This is a genomic window from Pseudomonas sp. Irchel 3A18, assembly GCF_900187465.1.
GTDB lineage: Bacteria > Pseudomonadota > Gammaproteobacteria > Pseudomonadales > Pseudomonadaceae > Aquipseudomonas > Aquipseudomonas cichorii.
On the sequence record NZ_FYDI01000015.1, the window covers coordinates 95,935 to 110,356 of the forward strand.

The following is a 14,422-nucleotide window of genomic DNA, read 5'->3' on the forward strand; positions in this document are numbered from 1 at the left end:
TTGCCAGAGGGTCGATTACCAGACAATCGTCTCGCCCTTGTAGTTGATGAAGTAATGCCCGCCCTTGCCGGCGTAGTCATTGAGTTGCTTGACCAGGCCGGTGGTGCTGGTCAGGACGTCGATTTCGGCGCTTTCGCCGCCCATTTCGGTTTTCACCCAGCCCGGATGCAGGGAGAGGACGGTGGGGCGGTTTTCGCCCAGTTTGCTGACGAAGGAGTTGGTCATGGAGTTGAGTGCCGCCTTGCTCGCCTTGTAGAGGGCGATTTCGCCTCCGTCCGGGCAGGCGACGCTGCCGAGCACCGAACTCATGAAGGCCAGGACGCCGGTCTGCGGACGAATCTGGTCGACCAGACGTTCTGCCAGACGAATCGGTGCAACGGCGTTGGTCAGGAACAGTTGTCCCAGTTCGGCGGCGGTGGATTGGGCTGCGCTTTGATGCTTGGGCCCGATCACGCCAGCATTGACGAACAGCACATCGAACACTTCGCCCTTGAGCTTCTGGACCAGCACTTCCAGTGACGCGACTTCATCGATATCCAGTGTCTCGATGCGAACCCCGGGGATGTCCTTGAGGCTATCGACCTTCTGCGGATCACGAACGGTGGCGATCACATTCCAGCCTTGTTCGCTCAGGCGCTGGACCAACCCGAGTCCCAGGCCACGGGATGCACCGATGATCAGAGCGGTTTTGGTAGCGTTCATGAAAAACTCCTTGGCAGTTGAAAAGAAAATATCTCAGGGGCTCAGCGGGCAGCTTTGGCGCAGGCGCTCTTGCAGCTCGCTGCGCAGCTCGCCCAGTTCCGCAATACGCTTGTCGATCAGCGTCAGCTTCTCCCCAAGCAGTTGAGCAATCGCGATATCCGGCGCGGGGGCCTTCCACAGTTCGGCCACGTTATTGCCTATTTCGTTCAGGCTGAATCCCAAGCGCTGCGCAACTTTGATGAATTGCACCAGTTGCACTGTCTCCACAGGGTAATGACGATAGCCGTTGCCGGTGCGCTGTGCGGAAATCAGGCCGCGCTGCTCGTAAAAGCGCAGCGTGTCGCGACTGACGGCGGTGGCGTGAGCCAGTTCACCAATGCGCATGCAATTCCATCCTTGAGAGCTTGACCCTGGAGCGTACTCCACCCTTTAGCCTGTTGGTATCTCAATCGACAGGACCTGTTTTATGTGGAAAACCCGACAATACCGCCAAGTAGTCCGTGCCAGCGCCTGGTACGACCTGATCGTCACCGCAGCTTTCGCCACACCCTGGAGTTTTGCTGTGCTGCATGGCGCTTTATCAGCCCTGAGCCTGCACTGGAACCTCCCCGGCGATTTACCGGCATTCGAGCCCATGCACATGCTGATGGCGAATTTGCTGGGCTCGATTGTCTGCGTGTGGGCCGTACTGCGAATCCGTGATCCGCAGCCGGTATTCGGACGCTATGACGCGGCGGGACGATTACTGTTTGCAGCGTGGCAGGGCTACGCGCTTATGCAGGGAGCCAGCAGCCTGCTGATCGGGATTCTGGTGATGGAGCTGGTTTGGGCTGTTTTGCAGTTATGGCCGGTGCAGAACGGTCAAGAGCAATCATCTTGACATCATTTTTTGCTGCCAGTAAAAAGCATGGATATCCTTGGCCATGGAGAGGCCGATGTCGATACCAGCCCCAGAAAACCCGCTAAAAACACGCCCCACCAAACCCAAGCGTGATTGGGTTGCCCACGATGACTTTTACGACGGCGATTTCCTCCGCGGATGGCTATTCGCAGTCCATCGTGTGCATACAGCCGCTCTTGGTTATAGCCTTTTACCCGAGAACAAGTCAGGGGTTAAGGGTTACAAACGCCTGTTCAACGAAAAGAGTTTTTCCTTATCCAGCCGCTCACTCATTTTCAATACGCCGCTTGCATCCAATGATTGGGACGCGGCCTTGAAAACAGAGTTAAGGGCCATCCAGATTTCTCGTGCTTCCAGAGGTAAGGACGGTTACGCGCAAGTGGCTTTGTATAGCCTCAATGACACGAAAACCGGTCTGAAAAATGAACGAATTCTGGAGACGACCCAAAGTGCAGTTATCGCATATCTGCGTCACGGAACAGAGTTTCCGCCCTCTGAAAACGGTAATGAGCCAGTATGACGACTCATGTCTATCGCAAGATTATTGAGCCAATCAGAGCTGGACTCACCCGTGCCCAAATATGGGACAGCGACGATAAAGGGCTGATTCAGTGCTGGGAAACCGGACGTGAGCGTGTCGAAGTACTGGCTGAGCTGGCAGCCCAATGTCAGGCAAACCAATTGCCAATCCTGGGGTGGAAAGGCGGTGTTTCGCACACCTTGAAAAAACGCGAAAAATTCGGGTCGCTGAAGTACTTGGCTCAATGGCAGGGGTTGAGAGGAGAAGACCTCGATATTGATCTCTCCAAGGAGTACAGGCTGACATGTTCGGCAACCGGCATGATTGTCACCTTTACACCGGAACAGTCGAAGTACCTCAGTAAGACCACTGCAACAGTCAACGATGGAGAAATGGTCGATGGTCGACTTGCATCAGGAGTTTCAGAACAGTCGCTTTTTTAACGCAGCCCGGATGGATCAACGATCTGTAGATGCCTTGATCGGCATCAGCGCTGGGTTGTGTGCTGATGGCAAGATCAATCAGATGGAGGCGCTTTTTCTCAAGGAGTGGATTGAGGCCAATCTCGCTCACCTTGACGATCCAGTGGTTAACATTCTTTATCGTCGACTGGAAAATATGTTGAGCGATGGAATTCTTGATGAGGACGAGTCCCAGGAACTCTTTAGTCTGCTTAAACAATTTGGCGGTGGGCAAAAGACCTCGTCGGTGAAGTTTTCGACGCCGAGCACTTTGCCGCTCAACAATCCACTTCCTGCTTTCAATTGGGAAAATAACGTTTTCATGTTTACCGGCACGATGGCGTACGGTCCAAGGAAACACTGCGAGGCACTGGTCGTTGAGCGCGGTGGCCTGATTGGAGGCACTCTCAGCAAGAAGATTAACTTTCTTGTCATTGGCAGCATTGGCAATGACCAATGGCTTCATAGCAGTTACGGGCTCAAGATCAAGAAAGCTGTAGAGCTCCGAGAGACAGGTGTACCTATTGCCATTGTCAGTGAAGAGCATTGGCAGCAGGCTTTGTTTGGATAATCTGTCAGACGTCTTCGTAACTAAAGTTGATCCGGTTTGGCGCAGGCGCGAATTCATTCGCGAAATTGGGGCACCCTCAATGCCCCGCCTGCCAAGGCTGCCCCAATGAAACCGGCGCATACAGTTTGGTCCTCAGTGCATCACGCGACAGCAGCACCAGCACGATGATGGTCGCGACATACGGCAGCATTGCCAGCAGGTTGGAGGGGATCGCCAGGCCGATGCCTTGTGCAACCAGATGCAGGATGCTGGCGAGGCCGAAGAGGTAGGCGCCCAGCAGCAGACGCCAGACTCGCCAACTGGCGAACACCACCAGTGCCAGTGCGATCCAGCCGCGGCCGGCGCTCATGTTTTCGGCCCACATCGGTGTGTAGGCCAGCGACAGATAAGCGCCGGCCAGCCCTGCCATTGCTCCGCCGAACAGCACGGCCAGAGTTCGCACCCGCAAGACCGGCAAGCCCATGGCGCTGGCGGCATCGGGGTTTTCGCCGACGGCCTGGATGATCAGGCCGATACGGCTTTTGAGCAGTGCCCAGGCCACCAAGGCAAACAGCGCGAAGGACAGATACACCAGCAGATCCTGGGCAAACAGCATGCGGCCGATCAGAGGGATATCGCTGAGGAAAGGAATCGCCACTGGCTCGAAACCATGCAGCGGTTTACCCACCCAGGCCGCGCCGACAAAGCTCGAAAGGCCCACGCCAAAAATGGTCAGCGCCAGCCCCGTGGCAACCTGATTGGCATTGAATACCAGAGCCACAATGGCAAACAACGCCGACAGCAGCATGCCCGCCAGCATAGCCAGCAGCACGCCGAGCCAAAGGTTGCCGGTGCTCAGGGCGATGATGAAACCAATCACCGCGCCGAACAGCATCATGCCTTCCTGCCCCAGATTGATGACGCCGCTTTTTTCGCAGATCAATTCGCCCAGGGCCACCAGTAACAGCGGCGTGCCGCAGCGGATCATGGCGTAGAAAATATTGCTCAGCAGGTCGATATCCATCATGCGGCTCCCGCGACAGGCGCCGTCTGGCGTTTGGCCCAGCGCAGTTTCAGGCGCGGGCGATAAAGGATCAGCACATCACAGGCCAGCAGGAAGAACAGCATCATCCCCTGGAACAGTTGCGTAATGGCCAGTGGCAGGTTGAGGGTCATTTGAGCTTGCTCTCCGCCCAGGTACAGCAGGGCAATCAGCAGGCTGGAAAACAGAATGCCGATGGGGTTCAGGCGTCCGAGAAAGGCCACTGTGATTGCGGCATAGCCATAACCGGGCGATACCTGCGGAACCAGTTGGCCGATGGGGCCAGTCACTTCACTGACGCCCGCCAGGCCAGCCAGTGCGCCACTGATCAACAGGGCCAGCCAGACCAGATGTTTTTCGCGAAAGCCCACGAATCCCGCCGCCCGTTTGTCCAGTCCGAGCACTTTTATCTGGAAGCCGACAAAGCTGCGTTGCAGCAGGACCCAGACCGCCACCAGCGCCAGCAGGGCAAAATACACACCGACATGGGCGCGGCCATCCTCCATCAGCAGCGGCAAGCGGCTGGCATCCCCAAAGGTGGCCGACTCCGGGAAGTTCATGCCCGCCGGGTCCTTGAGTGGCCCGTGAACAAAGAACAGAAGCAGGTTCAGGGCGATGTAGTTGAGCATGATGCTGGTGAGAATTTCATTGGCATTGAAGCGGGTGCGCAGCCAGGCCGTCACGCCAGCCCATGTAGCGCCAGCCAGCGTGCCGGCGATCAGAATCATCACCAGCGCCCAGCGGCTTTGCATATCGATCACGTTGACTGCCACTGCGCTGCCGGCCAGTGCGCCCAGCAGCAATTGGCCTTCTGCGCCGATGTTCCAGATACGGGCCTGATAGGCGACCGCCAGCCCGAGGGCGCAGAGCAGGATCGGCAAGGTCTTGACCATCAGTTCCGACACGCCATACCCGTCACTGACCGGCGCGATCAGCAGGGTATGCAGCGTCACCCACGGATCGAGCTTCAGGCCGATGAACAGCAGCGAGCCGCAGACAAGCGTCAGGGCGGCAGCCAGCAAGGGCGAACACCACAACATGGCGCGCGATTGCTGGCCGCGCGGTTCCAGGGAAAGCAGCATGTTTGGCTCCGTTAACCCAGCGCGACGGCTTGGGGGTGAGAATGATCGAACTGTCCCGCCATCCAGCCGCCGATCTGCACGGCGTCGGTCTGTCCGGTGGGGACCAGTTGCGAAAGCTTGCCGCTGCTCAGGGCCGCGAGTCGGTCGCTGATCTGGAACAGTTCGTCCAGGTCTTCTGAAATCACCAGAATCGCGGCACCTGCATCACGAAGGGCGATCAGGGCACGATGAATTGCCGCCGCTGCGCCGACATCGACGCCCCATGTCGGGTGAGCGGCCACCAGCAGTTTCGGGTTTTGCAGAATCTCGCGGCCCAGAATGAATTTCTGCAGATTGCCGCCCGACAGGCTGCGCGCAGCAGTCTGGGCATCGGGTGTCTTGACCGCAAAGCGACGAATGATTTCGTCGGCCAGCGCCCGCACCTTGCTGCGCTGGATCAGCCCGTTGCTGACCAGACCTTGTTGAAAGGCTGTCAGCAGGGCGTTGTCGGTCAGGCTCAGTTCCGGTACCGCGCCATGGCCCAGGCGTTCGGCGGGCACAAAGGCCAGGCCGAGTTTGCGACGGGCATCCGGGCGCAGGTTGCCGACCTTGTCATCGGCAAAGCAGATAGTCGCGGCCTGTGTGCTGGTCAGTGTGTGCTCACCGCTGAGCAAGGCAAGCAGTTCGTCCTGGCCGTTGCCCGCGACGCCGGCAATCCCTACGATTTCGCCGCTGCGCACTTCAAGGTACAGGTCCTGCAGCGAACAGCCGAAGGGATCGGGGTTATGCCAGGAGAGCTTTTCGACCCGCAGGAAAGGCGCAGATCCACGCGCCTTCTGGTATTGCGCGGTCAGCCCTTGGGCATCGCCGACCATCAGGCGCGCGAGTTCCAGATCGGTGCATTGCGCAGGAATGCAGTGCCCGGAAACCTTGCCGCCACGCAGCACCGTTGCGCTGTGGCACAAGGCTCGCACTTCGCCCAGTTTGTGGCTGATGAAGAGAATGCTGCAGCCTTCCCCGGCCAGTCGCCGCAGGGTGACAAAAAGTTCATCGGCTTCTTGAGGTGTGAGCACCGAAGTGGGCTCGTCCAGAATCAGCAGGCGGATGTCCTGCATCAGGCAGCGGATGATTTCGACTTTCTGGCGTTCACCAATGGACAGGCTGTGGACAAGTCGTTGTGGCTCAAGCGCCATGCCGTAGCGTTGCGACACCTCGCGAATGCGCGGCTCCAGTTGCTTGGGCGTGCCTGCCGAGCGGCCCATGGCCAAGGCAATGTTCTGCGCGACGGTCAGGGTTTCGAACAGGGAGAAATGCTGAAACACCATGCCGATCCCCAGGCCTCTGGCCTGCGCCGGGTTGCGCATGCTCAGCGTCTCGCCCTGCCAGATGATCGAGCCTGAATCCGGCTGGGTCACGCCGTAGATAATCTTCATCAGCGTGCTTTTGCCAGCACCGTTTTCACCCAGCAAGGCGTGGATTTCGCCGGGCTGGATACTCAGGTCGATAGCATCGTTGGCCAGACAGCCGGGGTATTGCTTGGTGATATGGCGCAGTTGCAGGCGCGGGGGCGGCGCGTGGTTTGGCATGACAGGCTCGGATCATGGAGTGGGTCGCCGGGGGATAAAGCAAAATCCTGGCCAGTGAGTCAGGTTTGTGGCGAATGTTGTCAGGCGGGCGTGTGCAGCGTGTTTCCAGACCTCTGGCGAATATACCGAAAGCGCTTTGGCACCAGTTCGGGGCGTCCCTGGGCAGGACAGGTGCCATTATGGATCATCGGGTTTGTGCAAAAAATGTACAGCAGGCCTGGAGGGCGATACCCCAAGCGATTGCGCGACTCTTGCACCTGTTATCCACAGGTTGTTCCACAGTAACTGTGTGAAAGCCGAAACCTGGGTAATAAAGGACTCTGCGCTAGTTTCCAATGGTGCTAAAAAGCGTCAAGACACTGTTTTAGCACTGTTTTTATCCAGCAGGATCACGATTGTTCAAAAAATGATCACTTGCCTGCACCTTACGTCTGCCAAGGCGTGCAGGCTGATGTGCTCAGCTTATCCACAGCCGGATGCACAGTAGATGTGGGCAAGTTTGCCTAACATCCGGGAACGTCGGTTTACTGATCGTGTGTTGGGTGCAGCATGATTCTGCCACGGCTCAGATCCGCCAGTTGCCGTTGCAGCGAAGTGAGGTGTTCCGGACCGATGGCAATCGACATTTCCACGCCATTGGCGGTGAAGTTTTCTGCTTCTACCAGACCGTTGCATTCGGCCAGGCGTACTTTGACCAGCGCCAGTTCGCTGAAAGTGCACTCCAGATTGAAGTGCTCGCGATTGATCAGCGGCAGACGCTCTGCCTGTTGCAGGCATTTGTTGGCGCCGCCGCCATAAGCCCGGGCCAGTCCTCCGGTGCCCAACTGGATGCCGCCATACCAGCGAATCACCAGCACCACGACCTGATCGAATTCCTGAGCTTCGATGGCTGCCAGTATCGGTCTGCCAGCCGTACCACCGGGCTCGCCGTCGTCGCTGCTGCGGTATTGAGCACCCAGTTTCCAGGCCCAGCAATTGTGTGTCGCATTCAGGTCGCTGTTTTGCTCGATGAATGCCTGTGCTTCGGCCGGGCTGGCAATGGGCGCCGCGAGGGTGATGAAGCGGCTTTTGCGAATTTCTTCCCGATATTCGCAAGGACCGGTGAGGGTAAAAGGCATGGAGGTTTCCAGCAGACGACAAGGCCCGAATATTACAAGACCGGCGGCGTAAGCCCACACCCTTTGAGAATGATCTGGATCAGATTGGCGCTGGCATCATCCATATCCTGTCTGGTTTGCCGGGTACGACCGGTTACCCGACAGATCTGGGTGGCAAAGTCGGCGTAATGCTGAGTGCTGCCCCAGAGCAGGAAAATCAGGTTGACCGGATCCACCGGGTCCATTTTTCCGGCATCGATCCAGGCCTGGAAAACGGCGGCGCGACCCTGAAACCAGAGGCGGTAGTCCTGGCTGAAATACTCGCTCATGCACTCGCCGCCGCTGATGATTTCCATGGCGAAAATCCGCGAGGCCTGCGGGTTGCGGCGGGAGAACTCCATCTTGGCGCGAATGTAGCGGGCCAGCGCTTCTGCCGGATCGTCTTCCACCGTCAGGTTGTTGAAGGTGCTGTCCCACTGCTCGATGATGTTGCTCAATACGGCGGCGTACAGCCCCAGCTTGTTGGTGAAGTAATAATGCAGGTTGGCTTTCGGCAGTCCGGCCTTGAGCGCGATGGTGTTCATGCTGGTGCCCTTGAAACCATGACGGGCAAATTCGTCTTCGGCGGCCTTGATGATGGCTTCTTCGTTTTTCTGGCGAATACGGCTTGCAGGCTTGGTGCCGTGAGAGCTGTGGGCTGGGACTTCAAGGGTCATGTGCAGGTCCGGACAGGGTCATGGGGTGCAACGGGTGAACAGATAACGCACCCGCGTGAATCCGACAAGCGCTCATGCAGGAAAATTATTCCTGCGGTTCAAGGGTTTTGGCTGGCTGTTCGTTGTTTTCCCTGATGGCGATAGCCTTTTCCTCCGGAATCAGCAGGCACATGACGATGGCCGTGATACCACCGCTGGTGATTGCCGAGTCGAACAGGTTCTGCACCAGTTGTGGCATGTGGTGCAGCAGCAAAGGTTGCGCTGCGATGCCCAGGCCGACGCCGAACGAGGTGGCAATGATCAGCATGCTGCGCCGGTCCAGCGGTGCCTGGGCAAGAATGCGCACACCCGCTGCCGCGACGCTGCCGAACATCACCAGGGTCGCGCCGCCAAGCACGGGCTTGGGAATCTGTTGCACCACTGCGCCAATAGTCGGGAACAGGCCAAGCATGAACAGCACCACACCTATATAGAGGCCGACATAGCGGCTGGCGACACCGGTCAACTGGATCACGCCGTTGTTCTGGGCAAAGGTGGTGTTGGGGAAGGCACTGAACGTGGCGGCAATCATGCAGCTGACACCGTCGCCCAGTACGCCGCCCTTTAGCCGTGACACATAGCTCGGGCCGCTGATGGGCTGGCGGGCCAGCATGCAATTGGCGGTCAGGTCGCCGACGGTTTCGATGCTGCTGATCAGATAAATCAGCGCGACGGGCAGGAAAGCTGTCCAGTCGAAGCTGAATCCGAACTTGAACGGGACCGGTACGCTGATCAGTGGCAAGTCATGAATGGGTTGCGGGACCAGCTTGCCGCTCATCCACGCGGCGACACTGCCCACGGCCAGCCCGATGATGATCGCGGACAAACGAATCCAGGGTGTGCGGGAGCGGTTGAGCGCAATGATGATCGTGAGTACGAATACACCCAACGCCAGGTTGAGAGGGGCTCCGAAGTCCGGTGCGTTGAAACCGCCTCCCAGATCCGTGACGCCGACCTTGATAAGGCTGATGCCGATCAGGGTGATGACAATGCCGGTAACCAGCGGCGTGATGACGCGACGCAACTGGCCAATGAAACGACTGAGCACGATCTGCACCAGCGCACCGAAGAAGCAGACGCCGAAGATCATCGCCATGATGTCTTCCGGGCTGCCGCCGCGCTGCTTGACGATAAAGCCGGCGGACAGCACCGCGCCGAGAAAGGCGAAGCTGGTGCCTTGCAGGCAGATCATGCCAGCGCCGATGCCGAACGGGCGACGGGCCTGAATAAACGTCCCGACACCGGAAACCATCAGGGCCATGCTGATCAGGTACGGCATGTAAGCGCCCAGTCCCAGTGCCGAACCGATAATCAGGGGCGGGGTAATGATGCCGACGAAACTGGCGAGCACATGCTGCAGAGCCGCGAGTATGGCCGTTACCGGCTTGGGGCGATCATTGAGGCCGTAGAGCAGGTCATTGTTCTCGGAGGTATCAGGCTGCATGTCGAGCGCTCGGAATGAGGTGTGGTCACGTCTTAGCCAAGCACATTGCAAAAACCTGTCCACTTGCTCAGTTTATTTTTTGTTCTCTTGCTAAATGCATATCCATTTCAAGGGGATAAGCTGTTCCACGGTTTTTTTGACCAGCCCCATTCAAACTTTTTTTCATCCTCGGTGCGTTATCGCGTAGCAGCCAGGCTCTCCAGAAAGCTCTCCAGCACCAAATGAGGGCGACGGCCTTTGCGGGTGACGGAGACCAGGCTCAGATCGTAAAACCGTGAGTCCGGTTTCAAGGTGCGCAGCCTGCCTTGCTGGAGCCAGACATCGGCGTAGTGATCCGGCAGATAGCCTATATAACGACCGGTCAGGATCAGAAAGGCCATGCCTTCGCGATCTGAAGCGCTGGCAGTACACCTGAGTGCCTGATAGTGAGCCTGAATATCGACCGGCAAGCGAAAGGTGGGGGCGATGGCCTCCTGAAGTGCAATGCACTTATCTCCGAGTTCTGCATCTTTCACGTTAAACAAAGGGTGGCCGACCGCGCAGTACAGCAGGGAGCGTTCGCTATATAAAGGCTGGTACTCGAGGCCGGGCAGGGCATTGGTCTGCGGAACGACGCCGACATGCAGGCTGCCATCGAGCACGCCTTGCTCCACTTCCGAGGGGGAGAGCATGCGAATGTTGATATGCACGTCCGGGCCGCGTTCCTTCAATTGCGACAGGGCATTGGTGATGCGCATGTGCGGTAGCGTCACCAGGTTATCTGTCACGCCGATATTCAGCTCTCCGCGCAGGTGCTGGTGCAGGCCGTTGACCTCGGTGCGAAAACTCTCAAGTGCGCTGAGCAACTGCAATGACGACTGATAGACCTCGCGGCCCTCATCCGTCACCGAGAAACCGGCTCGTCCTCGCTGGCACAGGCGTAAACCAAGTCGCTGTTCCAGGTCGCTCATTTGCTGGCTTATGGCCGAACGGCCAATGCCGAGCACGCTTTCTGCTGCCGAGAAACCACCGGCTTCGACTACGCTTTTGAAAATGCGTAGCAGACGGATATCGAAGTCACTGACTTGTGCCAAGGGATCGGGGCGGCGAATGCTCATTGTTTAGTAATCGCTTAACTAAAGATCGTAAAAGTTGGGTTTTTTAAACCTTATGGTCATGTCACCTTGACTGTAATTGCTCCAATAACACACCTTGTGAGGCTCGTTGCAATGAATGCGTTCGAAGTGTCTGATGTGCCTTCAGTCACCCAATTGAAGCTAGATGCTCATTGGATGCCTTATACCGCCAACCGCAATTTTCAGCGTGACCCGCGAATGATCGTTGCGGCACATGGCAGCCATCTCACTGACGACAAGGGACGCACGATCTACGACGGGCTTTCCGGGCTTTGGACCTGTGGCGCCGGACACACCCGCAAGGAAATCCAGGAAGCGGTTTCCAGGCAATTGGGTGTTCTGGATTACTCACCAGGGTTTCAGTTCGGCCATCCGCTGTCGTTCCAGCTCGCGGAAAAAATCACCGACCTGACGCCGGGCAATCTGAACCACGTTTTTTATACCAACTCCGGTTCCGAGTGCGCCGATACCGCCGTGAAAATGGTCCGCGCCTACTGGCGCCTCAAAGGCCAGTCGACCAAGACCAAAATGATCGGTCGTGCTCGTGGCTATCATGGCGTGAATATCGCGGGTACCAGCCTCGGGGGTGTGAACGGTAACCGCAAGATGTTTGGCCAGTTGATGGATGTGGATCACCTGCCGCACACCTTGCTGGCCAGCAATGCATTTTCCAAAGGGATGCCCGAGGCCGGAGGCATCGTACTGGCCGATGAAATGCTCAAACTGATCGAATTGCATGATGCCTCGAATATTGCCGCCGTCATCGTTGAGCCGATGGCCGGTTCGGCCGGTGTGATCGTACCTCCTCAGGGGTATCTCAAGCGCCTGCGTGAAATCTGCGATCAGCACAACATCCTGCTGATCTTCGATGAAGTCATCACTGGTTTCGGTCGCACGGGTTCCATGTTCGGTGCCGACAGTTTTGGCGTCACGCCAGACCTGATGTGCATTGCCAAGCAGGTCACCAACGGTGCCATTCCCATGGGCGCGGTGATTGCAAGCAGCGAAATCTATCAAACCTTCATGAATCAGGCCACGCCGGAATATGCCGTGGAATTTCCCCATGGTTACACCTATTCCGCTCACCCGGTTGCCTGTGCCGCAGGTCTGGCAGCGCTGGAGTTGTTGCAGCGTGAAAATCTGGTCCAGCAGGTCGCTGAAACCGCGCCGCACTTTGAAAGCCTTTTGCATGGCATCAAAGGCACGAAGAACGTCATCGATATCCGTAACTACGGTCTGGCTGGCGCCATTCAGATCGCGCCACGGGATGGCGATGCCATCGTTCGTCCGTTCGAGGCAGCGATGAAGCTGTGGCAGGCCGGATTCTATGTACGCTTTGGCGGCGACACCCTGCAGTTCGGGCCAACTTTCAACTGCAAGACGCAAGACCTGGATCGACTGTTCGATGCCGTAGGTGAAGCGCTTAACCTGATTGACTGATTGCCGGGGCTTTATACCGGTGATGGACGAGAGTTTTCTGGAGCCATTTGCATGAGCAGTATTCAACACTTGATCCACGGTGAGCTGACTTCCGATAACGGACGTACTGCCGATGTGTTCAATCCGTCGACAGGTCAGGCGATTCACCAGGTCGCGCTGGCCAGTCGCGAAACCGTGCAACAAGCCATCGACTCGGCCAAGGCCGCTTTTCCGGCCTGGCGCAACACGCCACCAGCCAAGCGTGCCCAGGTCATGTTCCGCTTCAAGCAATTGCTGGAGCAGAACGAGGCCCGTATCGCCCTGCTCATCAGCGAAGAGCATGGCAAGACCCTTGAAGACGCGGCAGGCGAACTGAAGCGCGGGATCGAAAACGTCGAGTACGCCTGTGCCGCGCCGGAAATCCTCAAGGGTGAATACAGCCGCAATGTCGGCCCGAACATTGATGCCTGGTCGGACTTCCAGCCGTTGGGGATTGTTGCCGGCATCACGCCGTTCAACTTCCCGGCCATGGTGCCGCTGTGGATGTATCCGTTGGCGATTGCCTGCGGCAACTGCTTCATCCTCAAGCCTTCGGAGCGTGATCCGAGTTCTACCTTGTTGATTGCCCAGTTGCTGCACGAAGCCGGTTTGCCCAATGGCGTGCTCAACGTTGTGCATGGCGACAAGGTGGCCGTTGATGCACTGATCGAGGCACCGGAGGTAAAGGCGCTGAGTTTTGTGGGCTCCACGCCGATTGCCGAGTACATCTATAAGGAAGGCGCTGCACGAGGCAAGCGTGTCCAGGCGTTGGGTGGAGCAAAGAACCACGCGGTACTGATGCCTGATGCCGATCTGGATAACGCCGTCAGTGCTCTGATGGGCGCGGCCTATGGTTCATGCGGCGAGCGCTGCATGGCGATTTCGGTGGCGGTCTGTGTGGGCGATCAGATTGCCGATGCGCTGGTGGCCAAGCTGGTTCCGCAGATCAAGAGCCTGAAGATCGGTGCTGGCACCAGTTGTGGTCTGGACATGGGACCACTGGTGACCGGGCAGCATCGCGATAAAGTCAGTGGCTATATAGACGACGGTGTTCAGTCCGGTGCAACGCTGGTTGTCGATGGGCGTGATATCCGCGTTGCGGGCAATGAAGAAGGCTTCTTCATGGGTGGTTGCCTGTTTGATCGCGTGACACCGCAGATGCGCATCTATAAAGAAGAGATCTTCGGCCCGGTGCTGTGCATCGTGCGCGTCGACAGTCTTGAGCAGGCGATGCAACTGATAAACGAGCATGAATACGGCAACGGCACCTGCATCTTCACCCGCGACGGTGAAGCGGCACGCTTGTTCTGCGATGAAATCGAAGTCGGGATGGTCGGGGTCAACGTTCCGCTGCCGGTGCCGGTTGCCTATCACAGCTTTGGCGGCTGGAAGCGTTCACTCTTTGGCGACCTGCATGCCTATGGCCCGGATGGCGTACGTTTCTATACTCGCCGCAAGGCCATTACCCAGCGCTGGCCGCAGCGTGCAAGTCATGAGGCATCGCAGTTTGCTTTCCCGAGTCTTTAAATAATCAATGCCGGGGATCGTCTTGTTAAGACAGTCCCCGTGTTTATTGGGGGAGCAGAGTTTTATGACAGTATTCTGAAATTAAGTGTTGACGGGCGATTTAATGTCTCTATAATTCGCCCCACTTCCGGCGCAGACGGAACTGAAAAAGCCTTGTAAATCAATAGTTTGCAAGTGTTTAGCGGTTCTGGAGTCGAGCTGGA

The 14,422-nt window shown here is 57.5% G+C and carries 15 protein-coding genes; 6 read left to right on the forward strand and 9 right to left on the reverse strand.

Annotation, left to right across the window (positions count from 1 at the left end; all coding sequences use genetic code 11):
* Positions 1-15 precede the first annotated feature (15 nt).
* Together CKW23_RS22185 and CKW23_RS22190 are read right to left on the reverse strand one after the other, a co-directional pair.
* Positions 16-702, reverse strand: a complete 687-nt coding sequence (locus tag CKW23_RS22185) for an SDR family oxidoreductase (RefSeq protein ID WP_025258380.1) — start codon at positions 700-702, stop codon at positions 16-18.
* 33 nt (positions 703-735) lie between these two features.
* A complete protein-coding gene (locus tag CKW23_RS22190) occupies positions 736-1,086 on the reverse strand; it encodes a MerR family transcriptional regulator (protein WP_025258381.1) in 351 nt (116 codons plus the stop codon).
* Between the two features lie 82 nt (positions 1,087-1,168).
* On the opposite strand from CKW23_RS22190, the gene CKW23_RS22195 reads away from it, so the two are divergent.
* From CKW23_RS22195 to CKW23_RS22210, 4 genes are read left to right on the forward strand one after another with little or no spacing between them, the layout of a single operon-like run.
* Positions 1,169-1,582 carry a hypothetical protein gene (locus CKW23_RS22195; RefSeq protein WP_025258382.1) on the forward strand — a complete coding sequence of 138 codons (414 nt, stop codon included), beginning with the start codon at positions 1,169-1,171 and terminating at the stop codon, positions 1,580-1,582.
* Between the two features lie 55 nt (positions 1,583-1,637).
* Positions 1,638-2,123 (forward strand): hypothetical protein, encoded by a 486-nt coding sequence (locus CKW23_RS22200; protein ID WP_025258383.1) that lies wholly within the window; start codon positions 1,638-1,640, stop codon positions 2,121-2,123.
* Positions 2,120-2,566, forward strand: a complete 447-nt coding sequence (locus tag CKW23_RS22205; protein WP_025258384.1) for a hypothetical protein — start codon at positions 2,120-2,122, stop codon at positions 2,564-2,566. Before CKW23_RS22200 ends, CKW23_RS22205 begins: the two co-directional genes overlap by 4 nt.
* The gene (locus CKW23_RS22210; RefSeq protein ID WP_025258385.1) at positions 2,523-3,155 is read left to right on the forward strand and encodes a BRCT domain-containing protein; all 633 of its coding nucleotides are present in this window, start codon (positions 2,523-2,525) and stop codon (positions 3,153-3,155) included. The genes CKW23_RS22205 and CKW23_RS22210 overlap by 44 nt, the downstream gene beginning before the upstream one ends.
* Before the next feature lie 76 nt (positions 3,156-3,231).
* Here CKW23_RS22210 and CKW23_RS22215 read toward each other — a convergent pair whose 3' ends face one another.
* From CKW23_RS22215 to CKW23_RS22245, 7 genes are all read right to left on the reverse strand, one after another.
* Complete coding sequence (locus tag CKW23_RS22215) at positions 3,232-4,158, reverse strand: ABC transporter permease (RefSeq protein WP_025258386.1); 927 nt, start codon at positions 4,156-4,158, stop codon at positions 3,232-3,234.
* Positions 4,158-5,258, reverse strand: a complete 1,101-nt coding sequence (locus CKW23_RS22220; protein WP_025258387.1) for an ABC transporter permease — start codon at positions 5,256-5,258, stop codon at positions 4,158-4,160. Before CKW23_RS22220 ends, CKW23_RS22215 begins: the two co-directional genes overlap by 1 nt.
* An 11-nt stretch (positions 5,259-5,269) precedes the next feature.
* On the reverse strand, positions 5,270-6,823 hold the full coding sequence (locus CKW23_RS22225; protein WP_025258388.1) for an ABC transporter ATP-binding protein: 1,554 nt from the start codon (positions 6,821-6,823) through the stop codon (positions 5,270-5,272).
* Between the two features lie 524 nt (positions 6,824-7,347).
* Positions 7,348-7,941: a YigZ family protein gene (locus CKW23_RS22230; RefSeq protein WP_025258389.1), complete on the reverse strand. Its 594-nt coding sequence runs from the start codon at positions 7,939-7,941 to the stop codon at positions 7,348-7,350.
* Between the two features lie 32 nt (positions 7,942-7,973).
* Positions 7,974-8,636 carry a TetR/AcrR family transcriptional regulator gene (locus CKW23_RS22235; protein ID WP_025258390.1) on the reverse strand — a complete coding sequence of 221 codons (663 nt, stop codon included), beginning with the start codon at positions 8,634-8,636 and terminating at the stop codon, positions 7,974-7,976.
* Between the two features lie 85 nt (positions 8,637-8,721).
* Positions 8,722-10,119 (reverse strand): uracil-xanthine permease family protein, encoded by a 1,398-nt coding sequence (locus CKW23_RS22240; protein WP_095068355.1) that lies wholly within the window; start codon positions 10,117-10,119, stop codon positions 8,722-8,724.
* Positions 10,120-10,295: 176 nt separating this feature from the next.
* Complete coding sequence (locus tag CKW23_RS22245) at positions 10,296-11,216, reverse strand: LysR family transcriptional regulator (protein WP_095068356.1); 921 nt, start codon at positions 11,214-11,216, stop codon at positions 10,296-10,298.
* A 111-nt stretch (positions 11,217-11,327) separates the two neighbouring features.
* Between CKW23_RS22245 and CKW23_RS22250 the strand changes: the two genes are divergently transcribed.
* On the forward strand, positions 11,328-12,674 hold the full coding sequence (locus CKW23_RS22250; RefSeq protein WP_025258393.1) for an aspartate aminotransferase family protein: 1,347 nt from the start codon (positions 11,328-11,330) through the stop codon (positions 12,672-12,674).
* A 51-nt stretch (positions 12,675-12,725) separates the two neighbouring features.
* Positions 12,726-14,219, forward strand: coding sequence for a CoA-acylating methylmalonate-semialdehyde dehydrogenase (locus CKW23_RS22255; protein WP_025258394.1), 1,494 nt, complete (start codon positions 12,726-12,728; stop codon positions 14,217-14,219).
* Positions 14,220-14,422: the final 203 nt, after the last annotated feature.